Source organism: Pollutimonas subterranea, from assembly GCF_002849655.1.
GTDB lineage: Bacteria > Pseudomonadota > Gammaproteobacteria > Burkholderiales > Burkholderiaceae_B > Pollutimonas > Pollutimonas subterranea.
The window spans coordinates 40,752-58,255 of record NZ_PDNW01000007.1 but is presented as its reverse complement, the minus strand read 5'-3'; the positions used below and the strand labels follow the sequence as shown (position 1 = coordinate 58,255).

21 protein-coding genes and 1 pseudogene are annotated in these 17,504 nt (G+C 66.2%); 20 read left to right on the top strand and 2 right to left on the bottom strand.

Annotation, left to right across the window (positions count from 1 at the left end):
• Positions 1 to 143 precede the first annotated feature (143 nt).
• The 3 genes and pseudogenes from CR159_RS09990 (at position 144) to CR159_RS09980 (ending at position 1,945) form a co-directional block, all read left to right on the top strand.
• Entirely contained in the window at positions 144 to 1,001 is an 858-nt protein-coding gene (locus CR159_RS09990; protein WP_232468106.1) for a PFL_4669 family integrating conjugative element protein, read from the top strand.
• Positions 998 to 1,565: pseudogene (locus tag CR159_RS09985) on the top strand (DUF3158 family protein). Before CR159_RS09990 ends, CR159_RS09985 begins: the two are co-directional and overlap by 4 nt.
• On the top strand, positions 1,562 to 1,945 hold the full coding sequence (locus tag CR159_RS09980) for a single-stranded DNA-binding protein (RefSeq protein ID WP_020685569.1): 384 nt from the start codon (positions 1,562 to 1,564) through the stop codon (positions 1,943 to 1,945). The pseudogene CR159_RS09985 and the gene CR159_RS09980 overlap by 4 nt, the downstream one beginning before the upstream one ends.
• Positions 1,946 to 1,996: 51 nt before the next feature.
• Here the strand turns inward: CR159_RS09980 and CR159_RS09975 are convergent, their stop codons facing one another.
• The gene (locus CR159_RS09975; protein ID WP_102073825.1) at positions 1,997 to 2,227 is read right to left on the bottom strand and encodes a hypothetical protein; all 231 of its coding nucleotides are present in this window, start codon (positions 2,225 to 2,227) and stop codon (positions 1,997 to 1,999) included.
• Between CR159_RS09975 and CR159_RS09970 the strand changes: the two genes are divergently transcribed.
• From CR159_RS09970 to CR159_RS09950, 5 genes are all read left to right on the top strand, one after another.
• Positions 2,226 to 4,241 (top strand): DNA topoisomerase III, encoded by a 2,016-nt coding sequence (locus CR159_RS09970; protein WP_086077285.1) that lies wholly within the window; start codon positions 2,226 to 2,228, stop codon positions 4,239 to 4,241. The two genes, CR159_RS09975 and CR159_RS09970, sit on opposite strands and share 2 nt — an antisense overlap.
• 873 nt (positions 4,242 to 5,114) lie before the next feature.
• Positions 5,115 to 5,369 (top strand): hypothetical protein, encoded by a 255-nt coding sequence (locus tag CR159_RS09965; protein ID WP_033470653.1) that lies wholly within the window; start codon positions 5,115 to 5,117, stop codon positions 5,367 to 5,369.
• 28 nt (positions 5,370 to 5,397) lie between these two features.
• Complete coding sequence (locus CR159_RS09960) at positions 5,398 to 5,790, top strand: hypothetical protein (protein WP_102073824.1); 393 nt, start codon at positions 5,398 to 5,400, stop codon at positions 5,788 to 5,790.
• Positions 5,791 to 5,889: 99 nt separating this feature from the next.
• Positions 5,890 to 6,153, top strand: a complete 264-nt coding sequence (locus CR159_RS09955) for a hypothetical protein (RefSeq protein WP_033470604.1) — start codon at positions 5,890 to 5,892, stop codon at positions 6,151 to 6,153.
• A 15-nt stretch (positions 6,154 to 6,168) separates the two neighbouring features.
• The gene (locus CR159_RS09950) at positions 6,169 to 8,115 is read left to right on the top strand and encodes a helicase-related protein (RefSeq protein WP_439650525.1); all 1,947 of its coding nucleotides are present in this window, start codon (positions 6,169 to 6,171) and stop codon (positions 8,113 to 8,115) included.
• Between the two features lie 71 nt (positions 8,116 to 8,186).
• Here the strand turns inward: CR159_RS09950 and CR159_RS22090 are convergent, their stop codons facing one another.
• Positions 8,187 to 8,312: a hypothetical protein gene (locus CR159_RS22090; RefSeq protein WP_255398788.1), complete on the bottom strand. Its 126-nt coding sequence runs from the start codon at positions 8,310 to 8,312 to the stop codon at positions 8,187 to 8,189.
• Between the two features lie 119 nt (positions 8,313 to 8,431).
• Here CR159_RS22090 and CR159_RS09945 point away from each other — a divergent pair, with 119 nt between their 5' ends.
• The 12 genes from CR159_RS09945 to CR159_RS09890 all read left to right on the top strand — a co-directional run bounded on the left by CR159_RS09945 (position 8,432) and on the right by CR159_RS09890 (position 17,497).
• Positions 8,432 to 9,376: a chromate resistance protein ChrB domain-containing protein gene (locus CR159_RS09945; RefSeq protein ID WP_102073823.1), complete on the top strand. Its 945-nt coding sequence runs from the start codon at positions 8,432 to 8,434 to the stop codon at positions 9,374 to 9,376.
• A gap of 53 nt (positions 9,377 to 9,429) precedes the next feature.
• On the top strand, positions 9,430 to 10,605 hold the full coding sequence (gene chrA / locus CR159_RS09940; RefSeq protein ID WP_033470574.1) for a chromate resistance efflux protein ChrA: 1,176 nt from the start codon (positions 9,430 to 9,432) through the stop codon (positions 10,603 to 10,605).
• Between the two features lie 59 nt (positions 10,606 to 10,664).
• Entirely contained in the window at positions 10,665 to 11,258 is a 594-nt protein-coding gene (locus CR159_RS09935; RefSeq protein WP_033470572.1) for a superoxide dismutase, read from the top strand.
• 170 nt (positions 11,259 to 11,428) lie between these two features.
• Positions 11,429 to 12,283 carry a DUF1259 domain-containing protein gene (locus CR159_RS09930; RefSeq protein WP_048512706.1) on the top strand — a complete coding sequence of 285 codons (855 nt, stop codon included), beginning with the start codon at positions 11,429 to 11,431 and terminating at the stop codon, positions 12,281 to 12,283.
• Positions 12,284 to 12,384: 101 nt separating this feature from the next.
• Positions 12,385 to 12,840, top strand: a complete 456-nt coding sequence (locus CR159_RS09925) for a chromate resistance protein ChrB domain-containing protein (protein ID WP_033470567.1) — start codon at positions 12,385 to 12,387, stop codon at positions 12,838 to 12,840.
• Complete coding sequence (locus CR159_RS09920) at positions 12,840 to 14,054, top strand: MFS transporter (RefSeq protein ID WP_033470565.1); 1,215 nt, start codon at positions 12,840 to 12,842, stop codon at positions 14,052 to 14,054. The genes CR159_RS09925 and CR159_RS09920 overlap by 1 nt, the downstream gene beginning before the upstream one ends.
• 105 nt (positions 14,055 to 14,159) lie before the next feature.
• Complete coding sequence (locus CR159_RS09915; RefSeq protein ID WP_033470563.1) at positions 14,160 to 14,342, top strand: hypothetical protein; 183 nt, start codon at positions 14,160 to 14,162, stop codon at positions 14,340 to 14,342.
• Positions 14,343 to 14,441: 99 nt separating this feature from the next.
• Positions 14,442 to 14,990, top strand: a complete 549-nt coding sequence (pilL2, locus tag CR159_RS09910) for a PFGI-1 class ICE element type IV pilus protein PilL2 (RefSeq protein ID WP_033470561.1) — start codon at positions 14,442 to 14,444, stop codon at positions 14,988 to 14,990.
• A complete protein-coding gene (locus CR159_RS09905) occupies positions 14,987 to 15,634 on the top strand; it encodes a hypothetical protein (RefSeq protein WP_033470558.1) in 648 nt (215 codons plus the stop codon). The genes pilL2 and CR159_RS09905 overlap by 4 nt, the downstream gene beginning before the upstream one ends.
• Positions 15,635 to 15,645: 11 nt before the next feature.
• Positions 15,646 to 16,362, top strand: coding sequence for a TIGR03759 family integrating conjugative element protein (locus CR159_RS09900; protein WP_086077282.1), 717 nt, complete (start codon positions 15,646 to 15,648; stop codon positions 16,360 to 16,362).
• Positions 16,347 to 16,967, top strand: coding sequence for a lysozyme family protein (locus CR159_RS09895; RefSeq protein WP_086077281.1), 621 nt, complete (start codon positions 16,347 to 16,349; stop codon positions 16,965 to 16,967). The genes CR159_RS09900 and CR159_RS09895 overlap by 16 nt, the downstream gene beginning before the upstream one ends.
• Positions 16,964 to 17,497 (top strand): integrating conjugative element protein, encoded by a 534-nt coding sequence (locus CR159_RS09890; RefSeq protein ID WP_086077280.1) that lies wholly within the window; start codon positions 16,964 to 16,966, stop codon positions 17,495 to 17,497. Before CR159_RS09895 ends, CR159_RS09890 begins: the two co-directional genes overlap by 4 nt.
• Positions 17,498 to 17,504: the final 7 nt, after the last annotated feature.

Here is a 17,504-nt window from a genome sequence, read left to right as displayed (position 1 = left end):
CTAGCTATCCCCAGGGGATAGCCGGCACTCACAGCCTTCCGTGCGGAACAAAACCGGGCGCGCATGGGCTGCGGTTTGTTGACTGACAGCCTTCCGGCCGATGCCGATGCTGGCGACTCGCCCCTTCACCGCGAGTCGCTCCCATGGCCAACGAACGCACAGAACCCCTGCAACTGAATCTCGGATCGCTGCGCAGCGCGATGTCGCTGACGCTGCACACGCACCACGCTTCGCGCATCTGGCACGGCCGTGCGCCGACCGAGGGGCGCCCCGGCATCATCGGACTCAACGGCTTCATCGGCGCCATGAACAAGATGAAGCGCGGCGCCGAGCAGGACGACCCGTACTCGGACTGGTGGATGTTGCGGATCGAAGACAAGCTCGCCGACACCAAGACCCGCCTGCAGACCCTGCGCGAACAGGTGGATCAGGCCCTGGCCGACGTGCCGCCAGCGCTGTCGCTGGGCGAGAACATGAACGTGCAGCCGGTGAAGCTGCCGCTGTTCGTGAATGCACAGCTCGGCTTCATGGCGGTCTACCTGCTGGCCGACTACGACGACCTGGCCCGCAAGCTGATCCTGGCCCACCACACGGCGCTGATCGACCGCAGCACCTTGGAGCGCTGGCTCAACGATGGCGCGCACGCCTTGCGCAGCCTGTTCTCGCTGGCCCAGCAGTACCGCTATTCCGGCACCCAGCGCGATGACTTCGCTGCGAACAACGCCGCGGCGCGTGTCGCACTGGAGAAATACGGGCCGCTGCCGCAGGAGGTGCTCGAAGGCACACACCGCTCGCGCTTCGCGCCGCCCTTGGTGCGCCGCACTCCACTGACCGCCATGCAGCGCGAACCTGCCGAGGCCAGGGCCAGCACACCGGCGGCAACCGCGGACGAGGCCGAAGCCGTTGCGACGGACGAGGACACCGCCAAGCCCGACAAACCCAAGAGGTCGAGGAAGTCCGCCAAGGCGACCGAATCCACCGATGGGGATGCACCAGCATGACGGCGCAATCCTCCGCGGCGCCTCGACACTTCATGCCGCTGGAACAGCCCGACTTCCAGCGACTGGAACACGCCGCCTACCTAAAAGGCCTTTTGAAGCCTTTTAAAGGTAAGGGAAGTCTGGAGGCCTGGGCCAGCCAATGCATGGCGCTGCGCGACGACTTGATCGCGCTGGCGATGAGACGAGTGCTGCCGCAGGCACGCACCTACCCCTTCAACCTGCTCGGCTCGCAACTGGCTCAGCAGACCACTGGCTCAGCAGACCACTGGCGCAGGCACGACCTTCCTGCGCTGGCGCAACCTCGACCGGTCCAGCATGGGTGTGACGCTGTGGCAGCACCTCATCGCCAGCCCGTCCACGCCCGATCGCCTGGTCGACGATCTCTACGCGATGGAGCTGCAGCGCATCGCGCTGAACATGCAGATCAGCCTGACTCACAGCATTGCCCGCCAGGCCCTGGAATGCGCCGACAAGATGTCCCAGGCCGAGGCGGTCTACCTGCGCCGTGTCCACCACGGGCACGGCGTTTCGATCCAACCCACCACGCGACAGGAGGCACCATGAGCACGCATTTCAGCGGCGAAGGCAACATCGGTTCTGCGCCCGAGTACCGCGAGTTCACCAACGGCAACGACGAACCGCGGCGTCTGCTGCGCCTGAACGTCTACTTCGACAACCCGGTGCCGAAGAAGGACGGTGAATACGAGGACCGCGGCGGCTTTTGGGCGCCGGTGGAACTGTGGCATCGCGATGCCGAGCACTGGGCCAGTCTCTACCAGAAAGGCATGCGCGTACTGGTCGATGGCCGCACGGTGCGCGACGAGTGGGAGGATGCCGACGAGAACGAACGGGTCACGTTCAAGATCGAGGCCAGGCGTGTGGGCATCCTGCCGTATCGCGTCGAGGCGGTGGTGCTCGGCACCAAGCCGGCCGCCGGCCAATAGATGTCCTTCGAGGGCGGCTGTAGCAACCGTCAACCGCCCGCCATGCACCAGTTATCCCCTGGGGATAGCGTCATCGACGTCCATCGGCTTCCAGTCGCCCTCCCGACACGACGCTTCCGTAACGCCTTCCGCAGCGACCTGCCCACACCGCTGCGGGCGGCGTTTTCCTGTCGTCCACACAAATCGGTGTCCATCCCGTTCCGCTTCCTTGCTGTCGAGTTCTCCCTGCGCGGACATGCTGTCGTCCATCCGATCAACAGCACGTATCCGAGGAGGCTCCATGCGCGTGTTCCTGTGCGAGAAGCCTTCGCAAGGCAAGGACATCGCCCGCGTGCTGGGCGCCGGCCAGCGAGGTTCCGGCTGCTACAGCGGTTCGGGTACCGTCGTGACCTGGTGCATCGGCCATCTGATCGAAGCGGTTCCGCCCGAAGGCTACGGCGAGCAGTACAAGCGCTGGTCCATCGAGCAACTACCTATCATTCCCGAGCGCTGGCGCGTCGAGGTCAAGGCTTCGGTCGCAGCGCAATTCAAGGTGGTCAAGCACCTCGTCGCCCAAGCGAGCGAGTTGGTGATCGCCACCGACGCCGATCGCGAAGGCGAAATGATCGCCCGCGAAATCCTCGACCTGTGCAGCTACCGCGGCCCAATCCAGCGGCTGTGGCTGTCGGCGCTCAACGATGCATCGATCCGCAAAGCGCTGGGCGCGTTGAAGCCTTCGGCCGAGACGCTGTCGTTGTACTACTCGGCCCTGGCCCGCTCGCGTGCCGACTGGCTGATCGGCATGAACCTGAGTCGGCTGTTCACCGTGCTCGGACGCCAAGCCGGCTACTCGGGCGTGCTGTCGGTCGGTCGGGTACAGACCCCCACGCTGCGCCTGGTGGTCGACCGCGACCGCGAGATCGCTAGGTTCGTATCCGTGCCGTACTGGACGGTCGAGGTCTTGCTGGCTCAGTCGGGCCACTCCTTCGGCGCCCATTGGCTGCCGCCCGACAGCACCTCCGATGCGGCGGGACGCTGCCTCCAGCAGCCGGTGGCGCAGCACGCAGCCGATCGTATCCGCGCCGACCGCGAGGCGCGGGTGGTGTCGGTCGAGACCGAGCGCGTGCGGGAAGCCGCACCGCTGCCGTTCGACCTGGGTACCTTGCAGGAAGTGTGTTCGCGCCAGCTCGGCCTCGATGTGCAGGAGACGCTGGACATTGCCCAGGCGCTGTACGAAACGCACAAGGCGACGACCTATCCACGCTCCGACTCGGGCTACCTGCCCGAAAGCATGCTGGCCGAAGTGCCGGCCGTCCTCGGTGCCTTGCTCGCCACCGATCCCGGCCTGCGACCGCTAATCGATAAGCTGGACCGCAGCCAACGTTCACGCGCGTGGAATGACGACAAGGTGACGGCTCACCACGGCATCATCCCGACGCTGGAACCCACCCGGCTTTCAGCCATGTCGGAGAAGGAACAGGCGGTGTACGGCCTGATCCGGTCCCACTACCTGGCGCAGTTCCTGCCGCACCATGAGTTCGATCGGACCACAGCGGTGTTGACCAGCGGTGGCCAGCCACTGCAGGCGACCGGCAAGCAGGTGGTCGTGCCTGGCTGGCGCCTGGCGTTGGTCAATGCTGGTCCGGAGAAGTCGGATGATGAGCCGGCGCAGCGCGGTCAGATCCTGCCGCCGCTGACCAGCGGCATGCAGTGCGGCGTCGAGCAAGTTGAGATGAAGGCGCTGAAGACCTTGCCACCCAAGCCCTACACCCAGGGCGAACTGATCAAGGCCATGAAGGGTGTTGCCAAGTTGGTGACCGACCCGCGACTGAAGCAGAAGCTCAAGGAAACGACGGGTATCGGCACCGAAGCCACGCGCGCCAGCATCATCAACGGCCTGCTGGGCCGTAGCTATCTGCTGAAGAAAGGCCGCGCCATCCGCGCGTCGGATGCGGCCTTCACGCTGATCGATGCGGTGCCGGTGGCGATTGCCGATCCGGGCACCACGGCGATCTGGGAGCAGGCGCTGGACATGATCGAGGCCGGCCAGATGACGCTGGACACCTTTATCGAGAAGCAGTCGGCCTGGATCACGCAGTTGGTCCAGCAGCACCGCGGCACCAGGTTGTCCCTCAAGCTGCCGCCGACGCCGGCCTGCCCGTTGTGCACGTCGCCGATGCGCCAGCGCACCGGCAAGAGCGGCATCTTTTGGTCGTGCAGCCGCTACCCAGACTGCAAGGGCACACTGCCTGTCGAATCTTCGACGGGCAAACGCCCGGCGCCGCGCAAGCGGCGCGCGTCACCCAAGGCGTCCTGAAGCCTGAAAACACGTCTGCCGCGCCTGCCGCTCCCCCGGCGGCGAGGCATGCGCCCCGCGCGTTGCGGGGCCTCCCCAGCACGCGATCCCTTCTGCGACGGTGTGCGCGTCCTGCCTGGCACGTGTGGCCACAGGGCGAGAAGGCAGTTGGTCCGCGAATGGCGCCCCACGCGATTCCCTTGATCCGCGGTTCTTCCGTTCACTCAGAAGAGTCTCCTGGCGCCTCGTCTCGCGAGCCGCCAGGAGACTCTTCGGGGTCGACGGTATTCGGTGCCGGTGCCCGCCGGTGAAAAAACGGGCGCCCTTTGTGCGCGGATGCGTGCCAGAGGATATCGACCCCAGCCACGATACCGGTCGAGTGCGATTGCTGGTGCAGCGGCGGCTTTGACGACGGCCCCACGCCTGTAGCAGCCCACGGGTGGCACTCCTTTGTCATCCAGCCGAAGGCCTCCAGCCTTCGGCACCTTGGTCTTTCCTTGTCCTGAAACACGCCGGCCGCACGGCCGACAACCTCTGCTCCCTGTTTCACAACCGGCTCCGCACTGCGGGGCCTTTTCGTGTGCGCTGCTAAATGGCGACAGCGCTATCCAGCGCTTGGAAATCAGGAACCGCGCAGCTTCGATTTGTTGCACGACAAGCTCGCACTGCTCTCCGAAGCTAAGCCCATGCGTTGCTGACTCCGTCAGCGCCATGCCCAGGCAGCTCCGGTCTTCAAGGCTGCGCCGCGGAACCTTCCGCGTAGACCGAACCAGTCCGCTTCGCATCGCCCGCGCGGACGCCGCCGATACCTGGCGTCGATGCTTCGATCCACCTCACGGGAAGTTCCTTCATCCCGTCGGGATTGAGCTTTCCATTTTCCCCATGGAGAGCCCCATGTCCCTTGCTTCCACTTCGCCACCCATCACGGCACAGGCGGCCCGAGCCGATTCCATCGGCTACCTGGCCCTGACCTTTGTCGGCAAGCGCCTGCCTCTGCAGGTTCTTCGCAGTGCCGCTGGTTACTACATCGGCGCGTTCGATGACCACGACGGACCTTGCTCCCGCGAGTCCTTCGAGTACTTCCCCAGCCGCGACGCCGCAGCCAAAGCCCTGGCGACAGGCGCGTGGACACAGCGCTCGCACCCGTGATTGCCCCTGCCATCCAAGGAGATTCCTCATGAGCTTGTCATTGACTCAAGAAGTGTTCGATCAGATCGCGCGGGAAGATGCGCATTTCACCCAGGCCCCGTCCGCGTTCTTCCAGGCCTGGAAGCGCGGTGCCGAGATCGCCGGCGCCGAGTGGTTCGGCGACGGCACCCGCGAAGGCTTGCAGCGTGCCACGACCAAGTGGGAGCTGCGGCCCAACATGCTGATGCTCAACGACGCCCTGGGTGTCCTGAGCAGTGGCCAGCGGATGTTCCTGTCCGCGATGGTGAGCTTCTACAACGCCCGCGAAGGCGGCGCGATGCTCAAGCGTTGCGGCTTCGAGGGGCTGTCCGACTTCGGCGGCCTCGATCTGGAGCGGCGCAAGGTCATCGCCGACTTGGTCCTCAACTACAACGGTTGGTGAGCCTGCCTCGCCGTCGCACTCGCACCTTTTCTCCAACCCTACGAGGGACACGTGTCCCTGCCGGGGCCGTGTTCCTCCTCTTCATCTCAGGAGTGGCACATGTCCCTGACGCTCAGACAAATCGTCCGGCGGCTCAACGCGCATCACGCGCGCACCAGCGCCGGGTTCTACGGCGACGGCCAACTGCCCGGCCGCTGGTTCAGAGCCCGAATCGTTCGCGGCACGACGCTGGAGGTCCATGACTGGATCACCTGGGTTGCCGTACCGGACGGCACGTGCTTCCGCGATCACAACGGCAGGCAGTTCCTGACCGTGATCTATCCCCCATCGGACACACCGGTAGCAGGCATGCCCGCCCGCTGAGCAGCTGCGTCCGCTATTGCCACCGCCGCCGTGCTCAACGCCGAAGGCTACCGCCGAACCTTGGTTCTTTCTCCGCCGCATCTGGTCTACAAGTGGCGGCGGGAAATCCAGGAGACGGTGGCCGGCGCCAAGGTCTGGGTGCTCAACGGCCCGGACACGCTGGTCAAGCTGCTGAAGCTGCGCGAGCAGTTGGGTGTACCGGCGCAGGGTCAGGAGTTCTTCGTCCTGGGCCGCGTGCGGATGCGGATGGGGTTCCACTGGAAGCCCGTCTTCACCCGGCGGCGCACGCCCCACGGCGACGTGGCGGCGTGCCCGGACTGCGGCCACATCATCACCGACCTCGACGGCGAGCCCATCAACCCGGTCGAACTCGAAGCCGAAGAGAGCCGCCGCAAGTGCAGCCATTGCGCCGCACCGCTGTGGACGCTGATCCGTCCCAGGGGCTTGTCCGCCAGTGACCAGTCCTCGACCGTGCTCAAGGCGCTGAAGCGTATTCCCACGATTGGCGAAGTCACCGCGCAGAAGCTGATGCAGAAGTTCGGTGACGCCTTTCTCGCGTCGATGCTCGGGGACAACATCCACGAGTTCATCAACCTGATGGATGGCAACGGCGAGCTGGTCTTCTCGGACCGGCAAGCCCATCGCATGGAACGTGCGATGGCCAACATGGAGTTCGGCTTCGGCGAGGGCGGCTACCAGCCGTCCGAGTTCATCAAGAGGCAGCTTCCCCAAGGCGCGTTCGACCTGCTCATCGCCGACGAGGCGCACGAGTACAAGAACGGCGGCTCCGCACAGGGCCAGGCCATGGGGGTGTTGGCGGCCAAGGCGCGCAAGACGCTGCTGCTCACCGGCACGCTGATGGGCGGCTACGGCGACGACCTGTTCCACCTGCTGTTCCGCGCCCTGCCTGGGCGGATGATCGAAGACGGCTACCGGCCGACCAAGCAAGGTTCCATGACGTCGGCCGCGATGGCGTTCATGCGCGATCACGGCGTGCTCAAGGACATCTACTCCGAGAGCACGGGCACGGCGCACAAGACCGCCAAGGGCACCAAAGTATCGGTGCGCACGGTCAAGGCGCCGGGCTTCGGTCCGAAGGGCGTGCTGCGTTGCGTTCTGCCGTTCACCGTCTTCCTCAAGTTGAAGGACATCGGCGGCAACGTGCTGCCGCCCTACGACGAGGAGTTCCGTGAGGTCACGATGGACACGGCGCAATCCGCGGCCTATCGCGATCTGGCGGGACGGCTGACCGCGGAGCTGAAGCAGGCCCTGGCGAAGCGCGACACGACGCTGCTGGGTGTGGTCCTCAACGTGCTGCTGGCCTGGCCGGATTGCTGCTTCCGGTCGGAGACGGTGGTGCATCCACGCACGCGCAACACCCTGGCCTTCGTCCCGGCTCAGTTCAACGAGCTGGAGGTGATGCCCAAGGAGCGCGAGCTGATTGATATCTGCAAGCAGGAGAAAGCAGAAGGTCGCAAGACCCTGGTCTATACGGTCTACACCGGCACGCGCGACACCACGTCGCGCCTGAAGGTGCTGCTGGAGCAGGAAGGCTTCAAGGTGGCGGTACTGCGCGCGAGCGTGGATGCCTCCCGCCGGGAAGACTGGATCGCCGAGCAGCTGGACCGCGGTATCGACGTGCTCGTCACCAATCCAGAGCTGGTGAAAACCGGCCTGGACCTGTTGGAGTTCCCGACGATCGTGTTCATGCAGTCGGGCTACAACGTGTATTCGCTGCAGCAGGCCGCACGCCGTTCATGGCGTATCGGTCAGAAGCAGTCGGTCAAGGTGATCTACCTCGGCTACGCCAACTCCTCGCAGATGACCTGCCTGGGGCTGATGGCCAAGAAGATCATGGTGTCGCAATCCACCTCCGGCGACGTGCCCGAATCAGGGCTCGATGTCCTGAACCAGGATGGCGACTCGGTGGAGGTGGCGTTGGCGCGGCAGTTGGTGCATTGAGATTGTTTCCCTCTTGATCGGCCCCTTCGGGGGCCGAATTCTTGTCTTCGGTCGTTGCCGCAGTCGCTATTTCAGGGGAGCGTTTCAGAAAACAAAAAAGCGCGGCCGTAGTAGTGCCGGTCAATGCCAGCATCGGCCATCACCAGCTTCTCCCAGCGTTCCTTGATAAGGCTGGTCGGCGCATCGGCGGGCACCATGCGATTTGGGATCAGATCCGACGGACTCGCTACGCAACTTCGTAGATTTCGTTTGATCTATAACATGCAGTAAGATATATAACTCATTACCCACCCCTTGGCGATAAAGGAGTCCGTGCTTGAGCTTTCTCGCGCTGTTCATCAGCCTGCCCACCAAGGCATCGACCGGCCGCATGCGCGTCTGGCGCTCCGTCAAGGCGCTGGGCTGCGCGACGCTGCGCGATGGGGTCTATCTGCTGCCCGACTCGGCCGATAGCGCTACGGCGCTGGACGAAGTGGCGGCGCAGTCGGTCGAGGCCCGGGGCAGCGGCGAGGTCTATCGACTGTCGGGGTGTGACGAAGCTCAGGAAGCCGCGCTGCGCGCCCTGTTCGACCGGGGCGAGGAGTACGCGGGCATCGTCGAGGAGATCAAAGGGCTCGGACGGAGCCTGGCATCCCTGGACGGCGCAGCCGCCGCGCGTAAGCTCCAGCCGCTCGTGCGCCGCTTCGAGCAGGTGGCGCGCATCGACTTCTTCCCCGGCGAGGCGCAGCGGCAGACCTTGAGCCTGCTCGACGACCTGCGCGACGCGCTCACCCGCCGGCTTTCTCCCGACGAGCCGACCCCTCGGCAGGCTGACATTCCGCGACTGGAGCGGGCCGACTATCGGGGCCGTGTCTGGGCCACGCGGGCCCGTCCGTGGGTCGACCGGCTCGCCTCGGCCTGGCTGATCCGCCGGTTTATCGACCCGAAGGCCCGCATCGTCTGGCTGACGAGTCCCGCCGACTGCAAAGCCGATTGGCTCGGCTTCGATTTCGACGGTGCGACGTTCAGCCACGTCGGTACCAAGGTCACCTTCGAGACGCTGCTGGCGAGTTTTGGCCTGGAGGACGACCGGGCGCTGACGCGCCTGGGCGAAGTGGTGCATTGCCTGGACGTGGGCGGACTGCCGGTACCGGAAGCGCCGGGCATCGAACAGCTGCTCGCGGGCCTGAGGGCATCCGAATCCGACGACGACGCGCTGCTTGTTCGCGCGTGCGAAGTTTTTGATTGGCTGTTGAAGAGTTACGAGGAAAAAATAACGTGAACACCCTGACCCGTCCTCAGACGGATGCCACGACTGAAGCCGTCCCTCCAGCGATGAGCTACCTGCAGCTCTTCGTTCGCTTCCTCAAGTTCGGCTTGCTCGCATGGGGCGGGCCTGTGGCTCAGATCGGCATGTTGCGCCGCGAGCTCGTGGACGAGGAACGCTGGATCTCCGTCAAACGCTTCAACAAGCTGCTTGCGGTGATGCAGGTGCTGCCCGGACCCGAAGCCCACGAATTATGCGTTCATTTGGGCATCCGAGCGAAAGGGCGGCTGGGTGGCATGCTGGCGGGACTCGGGTTCATGCTTCCCGGATTCTTGCTGATGTTCGCGCTGTCCTGGTTGTACTTCCAGATTGACATCGTGGGTACCGCGCTGGGCGCTGCGTTCCTTGGCGTACAGGCGGCCGTGATCGCCCTGATCGTGCGCGCCGTGCACCGCATCGGCGAGCACATCCTGCTCGATCGCTGGTTGTGGGCCATTGCCATCGTTTGCGCGCTGGCAGCCATAGTTCGTGTCGACTTTTGGATCACCCTGCCCGTGGGTGGGCTTGTGTACGCCCTGCTCGTGCTCAAGCATCGGGCCTCAGCACTGCTAGTGACGCTGGCAGCGGTGGCGCTGGCCACGGCCATGGCATTTTGGGCTGAGCCAACAGCAAAGCTGGTGGAAACGGTCGTTCGGGGCCAAGCCTCGGTGTTGCTCATCTTCGCCTCAGGCCTCAAGGCCGGCTTGCTCACCTTCGGCGGCGCCTACACAGCGATTCCGTTCGTTCGCAACGACGCCGTCGGGCGCGGGTGGATGACGGATGGGCAGTTCCTGGACGGCCTGGCGCTGTCCGGTGTGCTGCCGGCACCGCTCATCATCTTCGCCACGTTCGTCGGCTATGTGGCGGGGGGGCCGATCGGGGCGGTGGCCATGACGGTGGGTGTGTTTCTTCCGGCCTTTGCGTTCTCGCTGATTTTCTACGACCGGCTGGAGGCGGTCGTGGAGAACAAACGGCTACACGCCTTTCTGGACGGCGTCGCGGCTGGGGTAGTCGGCCTGATCGGCGCAACCACAATCGACTTGGCGCGGGTCACTGCCGAACGCGTGCCATCGCTGACGGCGGGCATGTCGATCTTCGCCGCGGCCCTGGCATTCCTTTATGTCTGGAAGAACAAGCTCAACGTCGTCGTCGTGATCCTCGCGGCGGGACTGGCGGGGTGGCTGGTGTTTCCGGGCCAAGGCTGAACCTGATCGAGTCAGCCTTCGTCGCGCCGTTTCCGATCCACCTTGCTGAGGAAGCCAAGATGCCTTACGAACTGAAGTCCCTTTCATGCGATCCGGCCAAACTCACCGGCCTGTCTGAGAAACTCATCGTCAGCCATTGGGAGAACAACTACGGCGGCGCTGTCAAGCGTCTCAACGCCATCGAGCAAGAGCTGGCGCAATTGAACTGGGGAGCGGCGCCGGTGTTCGAGATCAACGGCCTCAAGCGCGAGGAGATGATCGCCAGCGGTTCCATGATCCTGCACGAGGTGTACTTCGATTCCCTCGGTGGCGCGGGAGGCGACCCTGGCGGGACGCTGAAGGCGGCCATCGTGCGCGATTTCGGCTCCATGGACGCCTGGCGCGCCCAATTCACGGCCATGGGCAAGGCCCAGGGCGGCGGCTCCGGCTGGACCCTGTTGGTGTGGAGTCCGCGCCGGGGGCGTCTCGTGAACGCCTGGGCCGCCGACCACGCCCACAACCTGCCCGGCGCCACGCCGCTGATCGCCCTCGACATGTACGAGCACAGCTACCACATGGACTTCGGCGCCAAGGCCGGGGCTTACGTGGACGCCTTCATGCAAAACCTGTCCTGGACCACCGCCGAAGCGGCTTTCACCCGATTGGGAGCCTGAACATGGACCGCACCATCAAACCCGAAACCCCGAAATCCGAACTCGCCAGTACGTTCAATCCTGCTGCGGGAGGGAGGCGCCCGGAACGATGTGTTGATCGTTTATCCCCACCAGGAGGTAATATGACCCGTAAAACCCGAATCCTTTTCGCCGCAGCAACAGCAGTCTGCATGCAAATGGCCGTTGCGGCCGGACCGACGGTCGACACGGCAACGATCGAGTCCGTGACGGGACTCAAGGGCAACTACAACAAGACCGAGAACGTCTTCAAGGTCAGCAAGCCGCGCGATGACGTGAAGATCAGCGTGGATCGCTGGACGATGCCCCCCTTCATGGGCCTGACATCGTGGGCTGCATTCACGCCGATGGGCGGCAGCACGATGATGATGGGCGACACGGTGCTGTTCGAGGACGAGGTCAATCCGGCCATGAGCGCCGCTCTTGAAGCCGGCCTGGAAGTGACGGCGCTGCACAACCACTTCTTCTTCGACCAGCCCAAGGTTTACTTCATGCACATCGGCGGGATGGGCGATGCGCGGCAACTGGCCACAGGGGTCAAGGCTGTGTATGACCGGGTCGCGCAGGTGCGAGCAAGCCAACCCAAACCCGCAAAGGCCTTTGGCGGCAGCATTCCCACGCCCAGCAGCATCACCGCGGCGCGCATCGAGGAAATCCTCGGCGCCAAGCCGCAAGTGAAGGACGGCATGGTCAAGGTGAGCTTCGGGCGCGAGGCGAAGATGTACGGCACACCCGTCGGCAATGAGATGGGCGTCAACACCTGGGCTGCGTTTGCAGGGACCGACGAGCGGGCCGTGGTGGACGGTGACTTCGCGATGCGTGAGGAGGAACTCCAGACCGTACTCAAGGTGTTGCGGCGAGAAGGAATCAACATCGTGGCGATCCACAACCACATGACGCACGAGGAGCCGCGCTACGTCTTTCTGCACTACTGGGGCAAAGGCAAAGCGGCGGAGCTGGCGCAGTCGTTGAAAAGGACTTTGGACGCACAGAAGGCCGTGAAATGACGCGGGCCGGCCCCTGGCGCTCTTTGCCCTGCCTCGTGGCTTGCCTGATTGCGGCGAGGGCTGGCAGTTCGAACGCTCAGAAACAAGAGTAGGAGACCGTCATGCAATGGATTACCCGTGAACGCCCGAAAATCGACCGCATCGCCTGTCCCTGGCTGATTGCCCGCTTCATCGACGAAAGCCCGGAGTTTCTCTACGTGCCGTCGGGCGACGTCATGAGGATCGCCGCCGAGACTGGGGCTACCCCCTATGACGTCTCCGGGGTGGAACTGGGTCACCACGGCGATCAATGCAGCTTCGATGCTTTCATCGCCAAATACCAGCTGACGGACCCGTCCTTGCAGAAGCTGGCCATCATCGTGCGCGCCGCCGACTGCGCCCAGCCGCAACTGGCGAAGGAAGCGGCCGGCCTGCTGGCCATCTCGAAAGGGCTGTCGCTCAACTTCGCCGACGACCACGAGATGCTGAAGGCAGGCATAGTGATGTACGACGCGCTCTACGCCTGGTGTGCGGATACGCCGCTGAAGAAGGTCGCGCGGCTGCTCGGCTCGAAGTGATGCTGCTACCCGCCGGGGCCGCGCCCGAGGCGCGCCTGCTGCTCGTCGGCCGGGCGCTGCGGGCCTTCACCGACGGTTATGTCGCCATCCTGCTGCCGGTCTATCTGCTGGCCTTGGGGCTGGGCACATGGGAAGTCGGGCTGATCAGTACCGCCACACTGCTCGGCTCGGCGCTGGCGACCCTGGCGGTAGGCCAGTGGGGACATCACTTCCCGCAGCGCCGGCTGCTGCTCGCCGCCGCCGGACTGATGTGCCTGACCGGTCTGCTGCTGGCCGGCCTGGGTGGCGTTGGCGACTTCTGGCCGCTGCTGCTCGTCGCCTTCGTCGGCACGATGAATCCCAGCTCCGGCGACGTCAGCGTCTTCCTGCCGCTGGAGCACGCCCGCTTGGCCGAGTCGGCGCAGGGCGAGGCGCGCACCTTCCTCTTCGCGCGCTACACCTTCGTCGGCGCCTTGTGCGCCGCGGCCGGTTCCCTGGCGACGGCCATTCCGCAAACCCTGACGAATGCGGGCCTGGTGCAGCTCGACGCGCTGCGCCTCATGTTCGTCGCCTACGGGCTGACCGGCGTCGCGATCTTCCTTCTTTACCGCACGCTGCCGAACCATCCGGTCCACGCACAGGCGGCGCCGCCCGCACCACTGGGGCCTTCGCGCGGCATCGTGATCAAACTGGCCGCGCTGTTCTCGGTCGACGCCTTCGCCGGAGGACTGATCGTCAACACCTTGCTCGCGCTCTGGCTGTTCGAGCGCTTCGACCTCTCGCTCGCCGCCGCCGGCCAGTTCTTCTTCTGGGCGGGGCTGCTCTCGGCAGGCTCCCAGCTCGCAGCGCCCTGGGTGGCGCGCCGCATCGGCCTCGTCAACACGATGGTGTTCACCCACATCCCGTCGAGCGTCTGCCTGATCCTCGCCGCCCTCGCCGAGAGTCTGCCGGTGGCGCTCGCGTTGCTGTTCCTGCGCAGCGCCCTGTCGCAGATGGACGTGCCGACGCGCTCGGCCTTCGTCATGGCGGTAGTCACGCCGGCTGAGCGCGCCGCGGCGGCAAGCTTCACCGCCGTGCCCAGGAGCCTCGCGGCCGCGGTGAGCCCGGCCATCGGTGGCGCGCTGTTCGCCGCCGGCTGGCTGGCCGCACCGCTGGTGGCCTGTGGCGCGCTGAAGATTGCCTATGACCTCGCGCTCTGGCGCGCCTTCCGACGGCACGGGGAGGCGACGCCGTGAGGCCGGTCCCCGCGCCCGATCCTGATGGGAAAGTCAGAAACACTTCAGTAGACCGGTCGCGAAGCGGGCCATAGATTGACGGCATCCGTCTGGAACGGTGCCGTCATGCGCATCCTGATCATCGAAGACCAGCTGCCGTGTCGGAGCACCGAGTCACCGGAGCAACTTCGCCGGTTCATCGAGCGGATCGAACCGGTGCGGCCGCACTTGCCGGACCGGGCGGCGTCTTCAACGGCGAACCCGAGCGCCATCGCCACCGGCGAAATGACGGGCCCGAACCCGTCCTGACTTCCCTCGGAAACGGGGCGCCGCGCGTTTCGGATTTCCGGCATCCCGCGCAGCACGGTTCTGCAATGGTGAAGGCATCTCATCGCCATGGGGTGCCACATGCTGCCGTCTCTGCCTCGTTTTCTCTGCATCTTCGCCGTGCTCAGCGGCCTGCTGTCCGGCTGCACGACGACACCGGCCACCCCTGACCACATAGAAGCACCGCCCGACGAGCCAGCTTCGGAGCAGCGACTGGTGCCCGTGGCCCGCTACGGCCGCTACACCCTGGTCGAGCTGGTGCCGGAGCCCGCGCAGCGTGATCTCTTGCAGCAGGCGGTGGTGGTCTCGATTCCGCCCATGCTCGATGCCAGCGTGGGCGATGCCATGCGCCATGTGCTCCTGCGCTCGGGCTACCGGCTCTGCGATGCGGCCGAGGCCGCCACGCTTTACGCGCTGCCGCTGCCTGCCGCACATCTGCACGTGGGTCCGCTGATGCTGCGCGATGCCTTGCTGACCCTTGCCGGCCCCACCTGGGAGCTGTCGGTCGATGACTTGACCCGCCAGGTCTGCTTCAGCCGGCACGGTGCTCCCACCTTCCTTTCCGCCAACCCGCCCGGCACCGCCACGCCCGTGCCGGACGCCCACCGGCCCGAGGAACTGCAGCCATGACCTTTCCCCAAGCGCCATCCGAGCGCAGTTCCCGCACGCGTTGGCTCAAGATCGCCGCGACCGTCTGGCTGCTGCTCACAAGCACCCTGGCCGTCGTCAACAGTGTCGGCCTGTCGCGTCTCACCGAACAGGCCGAGGCCAGTGCGCAGGACGCCCATGTCCAGGCGCTGGGCCTGCGGCTGGCCGAACTCGAACAGCAGGCCGAGGTGGACAGGCGCCGGCCTACGCCGCTCAGCCAGGCCGAATTCGCCACCGCGCAACAGGCGCTGGACGAGCGCATCGCGCGTGTCGAGGCGGCACAGTCTGCGGACAGCCTCGCCATCGACCTGCAGACCTTGCAGGCTCGTGTGCACGGGATCGAAACCCGTCTGGAAGAAGCCCGCAAAACTACCGCCGTCGCCGCCCGTCGAGCACCCGAGGTGACAAAGCCGGCGCTGCCGGCTCCACCGTTCCAGGTGGTCGGCGTGGAACTGCGCGGCGGCGAGCGCTTCCTGTCGGTCGCACCCATGGCCGCCACCTCGCTCGGCAGTGTCCGGCTGCTGCGCGAGGGTGACGCGGAGAGCGGCTGGCACCTGCAATCCATCGAGGCTCGCGCCGCCGTGTTCCGCGTGGACGGCCAGGTGCAGCGCCTTGCCGTGCCGTAGGAGGGCGGGCCATGACCCTGCGGCCGATGCTTGCTGCCGTTCTTCTGTCCGTCTCCCTGGGGGCCTCCGCGCAATCTCCGGTGACGAATGCGCGCGTGGTGCCCAGCCAGGTACAGCCCAACACCGATGCGGCGCTCGACGAGCGTCAAGCGCGGGACTGGGGCCTGCAACCCGAGGAGTGGGCACGCTTCCGACAATTGATGCAGGGGCCGCTCGGCGTGCATTCCCCCCAGCTCGATCCGCTCACGGCGCTGGGCATCGAGGCCCGCAGCGAGGAGGAGCGCAGGCGCTACGCGGAGTTGCAGGTGCAGGCCGAGGCCCGGCGCGTCGGCAAGACGCTGGCCTACCAGCGGGCCTACGACGCGGCGTGGCAGCGCCTGTTTCCCGGCCAGCCGCGCGTGAGCCTGCCCGGCGCCAAGGCGCAGGGCGCCGGAAACACCGGTTCCGGGCGCCTAGCGGTCTTCGTCAAGGCCGACTGCGCACCGTGCGCGCAGCGCGTGCAGCAGTTGCAGGCGGCCGGCACGGCCTTCGATCTCTACATGGTCGGCAGCCGTCAGGACGACGCGCGAATCCGGCAGTGGGCCACCCGGGCGGGCATCGACCCGGCCAGGGTGCGCGCCCGCACCATCACGCTCAACCACGATGCAGGGCGCTGGCTGTCGCTCAGCCTCCCCGGCGATCTGCCGGCCGTCGTGCGCGAGGTGAACGGCCAATGGCAGCGGCAATAGGTATTCCGGGCCGGGAGCGTCGGCCATCCCGCGTCGCCATCCGCTGCGCCAGCGCCGTGCTGCTGCTCGCCACCGGCGGCTGGGCGTTGGCCGCCCTGGCGCGGGAAGTGCCGCCGCCGGCCTATCAACTGGCGGCGCATCGTGCAGACGTACCAGCGGCGGTGCTGTACGCCGTGGCCCTGCAAGAGAGCGGCACCCGGCTGCGCGGGCGCCTGGTGCCCTGGCCGTGGACGCTCAACGTCGCCGGCAAGCCGTACCGCTATGCCACCCGCGCCGAGGCCTGCGCGGGACTGCGCCAGGCGCTCAAGCGCACGTCTGCCACCCGCATCGACGCCGGGCTCGGCCAGGTCAATCTCGGCTACCACGCGCAGCGCTATGCGCAGCCCTGCGAACTGCTGGACCCCTACCGCAACCTCGCCATCGCCACCGAGATCCTGCGCGAGCAGCACACGCCGGGCGAGGACTGGCTGCTCGCCATCGGCCGCTACCACCGCCCGGCCGGGGGCGCCCCCGCAGCGCGCTACCGGCGCAGCGTGCATCGGCACCTGACTCGCGTGCTCGGCCCTGGCGCTCCCGTTACAACCCTCCAGGGCACCACGCCATGAACCACATTGTCCTCATCGCCGCCATCGGGCTGCTGTCCACGACCACCGTCTTCGCCCAGACCGCCTCCGCGCCACTGATCGTGGTCGAGGACCGCGGCGGCGCGTCCGCACTGCCGTACTACCAGCCCTTGAATCCGCAGCCGGACGACACCGCGCGGCCAGCCCCGCTGCCACGCCCGCGCGTGGGCAACTCGGCCGAGGCCGAAGTCGCGATGCTGCCAGTGCGCTCGGCGAACCTGTCACCGGGTGACGTGCCGCGCCGCGTGATCCGCGCGCCGGGCCTGACGCCGCTGTTCCTGGTCGGCGACGACACACGCTCGCGCGCTTGGCTGCGGCAGCGCCACGCCACGTTGCGAGAGCTGGGCGCCGTGGGCCTGGTGGTCAACGTGGAGTCGACGGCGGCGCTGGTCGAGCTGCGCCACCTGGCGCCCGGCCTGACCCTCGCGCCGGCCTCGGGCGACGACCTGGCCCAGCGCCTGGGCCTGCGCCACTACCCGGTGCTCATCACGTCCACCGGCGTCGAGCAGTAGGTGCGCA

Bases quoted from the DNA above. Each gene is read 5' to 3' on its own strand.
- CR159_RS09990 (WP_232468106.1), top strand. From the start codon at position 144: ATGGCCAACGAACGCACAGAACCCCTGCAACTGAATCTCGGATCGCTG.
- CR159_RS09980 (WP_020685569.1), top strand. From the start codon at position 1,562: ATGAGCACGCATTTCAGCGGCGAAGGCAACATCGGTTCTGCGCCCGAG.
- CR159_RS09970 (WP_086077285.1), top strand. From the start codon at position 2,226: ATGCGCGTGTTCCTGTGCGAGAAGCCTTCGCAAGGCAAGGACATCGCC.
- CR159_RS09975 (WP_102073825.1), bottom strand. From the start codon at position 2,227: ATGGAGCCTCCTCGGATACGTGCTGTTGATCGGATGGACGACAGCATG.
- CR159_RS09965 (WP_033470653.1), top strand. From the start codon at position 5,115: ATGTCCCTTGCTTCCACTTCGCCACCCATCACGGCACAGGCGGCCCGA.
- CR159_RS09960 (WP_102073824.1), top strand. From the start codon at position 5,398: ATGAGCTTGTCATTGACTCAAGAAGTGTTCGATCAGATCGCGCGGGAA.
- CR159_RS09955 (WP_033470604.1), top strand. From the start codon at position 5,890: ATGTCCCTGACGCTCAGACAAATCGTCCGGCGGCTCAACGCGCATCAC.
- CR159_RS22090 (WP_255398788.1), bottom strand. From the start codon at position 8,312: ATGGTGCCCGCCGATGCGCCGACCAGCCTTATCAAGGAACGCTGGGAG.
- chrA (WP_033470574.1), top strand. From the start codon at position 9,430: ATGAGCTACCTGCAGCTCTTCGTTCGCTTCCTCAAGTTCGGCTTGCTC.
- CR159_RS09935 (WP_033470572.1), top strand. From the start codon at position 10,665: ATGCCTTACGAACTGAAGTCCCTTTCATGCGATCCGGCCAAACTCACC.
- CR159_RS09930 (WP_048512706.1), top strand. From the start codon at position 11,429: ATGCAAATGGCCGTTGCGGCCGGACCGACGGTCGACACGGCAACGATC.
- CR159_RS09925 (WP_033470567.1), top strand. From the start codon at position 12,385: ATGCAATGGATTACCCGTGAACGCCCGAAAATCGACCGCATCGCCTGT.
- CR159_RS09920 (WP_033470565.1), top strand. From the start codon at position 12,840: ATGCTGCTACCCGCCGGGGCCGCGCCCGAGGCGCGCCTGCTGCTCGTC.
- CR159_RS09915 (WP_033470563.1), top strand. From the start codon at position 14,160: ATGCGCATCCTGATCATCGAAGACCAGCTGCCGTGTCGGAGCACCGAG.
- pilL2 (WP_033470561.1), top strand. From the start codon at position 14,442: ATGCTGCCGTCTCTGCCTCGTTTTCTCTGCATCTTCGCCGTGCTCAGC.
- CR159_RS09905 (WP_033470558.1), top strand. From the start codon at position 14,987: ATGACCTTTCCCCAAGCGCCATCCGAGCGCAGTTCCCGCACGCGTTGG.
- CR159_RS09900 (WP_086077282.1), top strand. From the start codon at position 15,646: ATGACCCTGCGGCCGATGCTTGCTGCCGTTCTTCTGTCCGTCTCCCTG.
- CR159_RS09895 (WP_086077281.1), top strand. From the start codon at position 16,347: ATGGCAGCGGCAATAGGTATTCCGGGCCGGGAGCGTCGGCCATCCCGC.
- CR159_RS09890 (WP_086077280.1), top strand. From the start codon at position 16,964: ATGAACCACATTGTCCTCATCGCCGCCATCGGGCTGCTGTCCACGACC.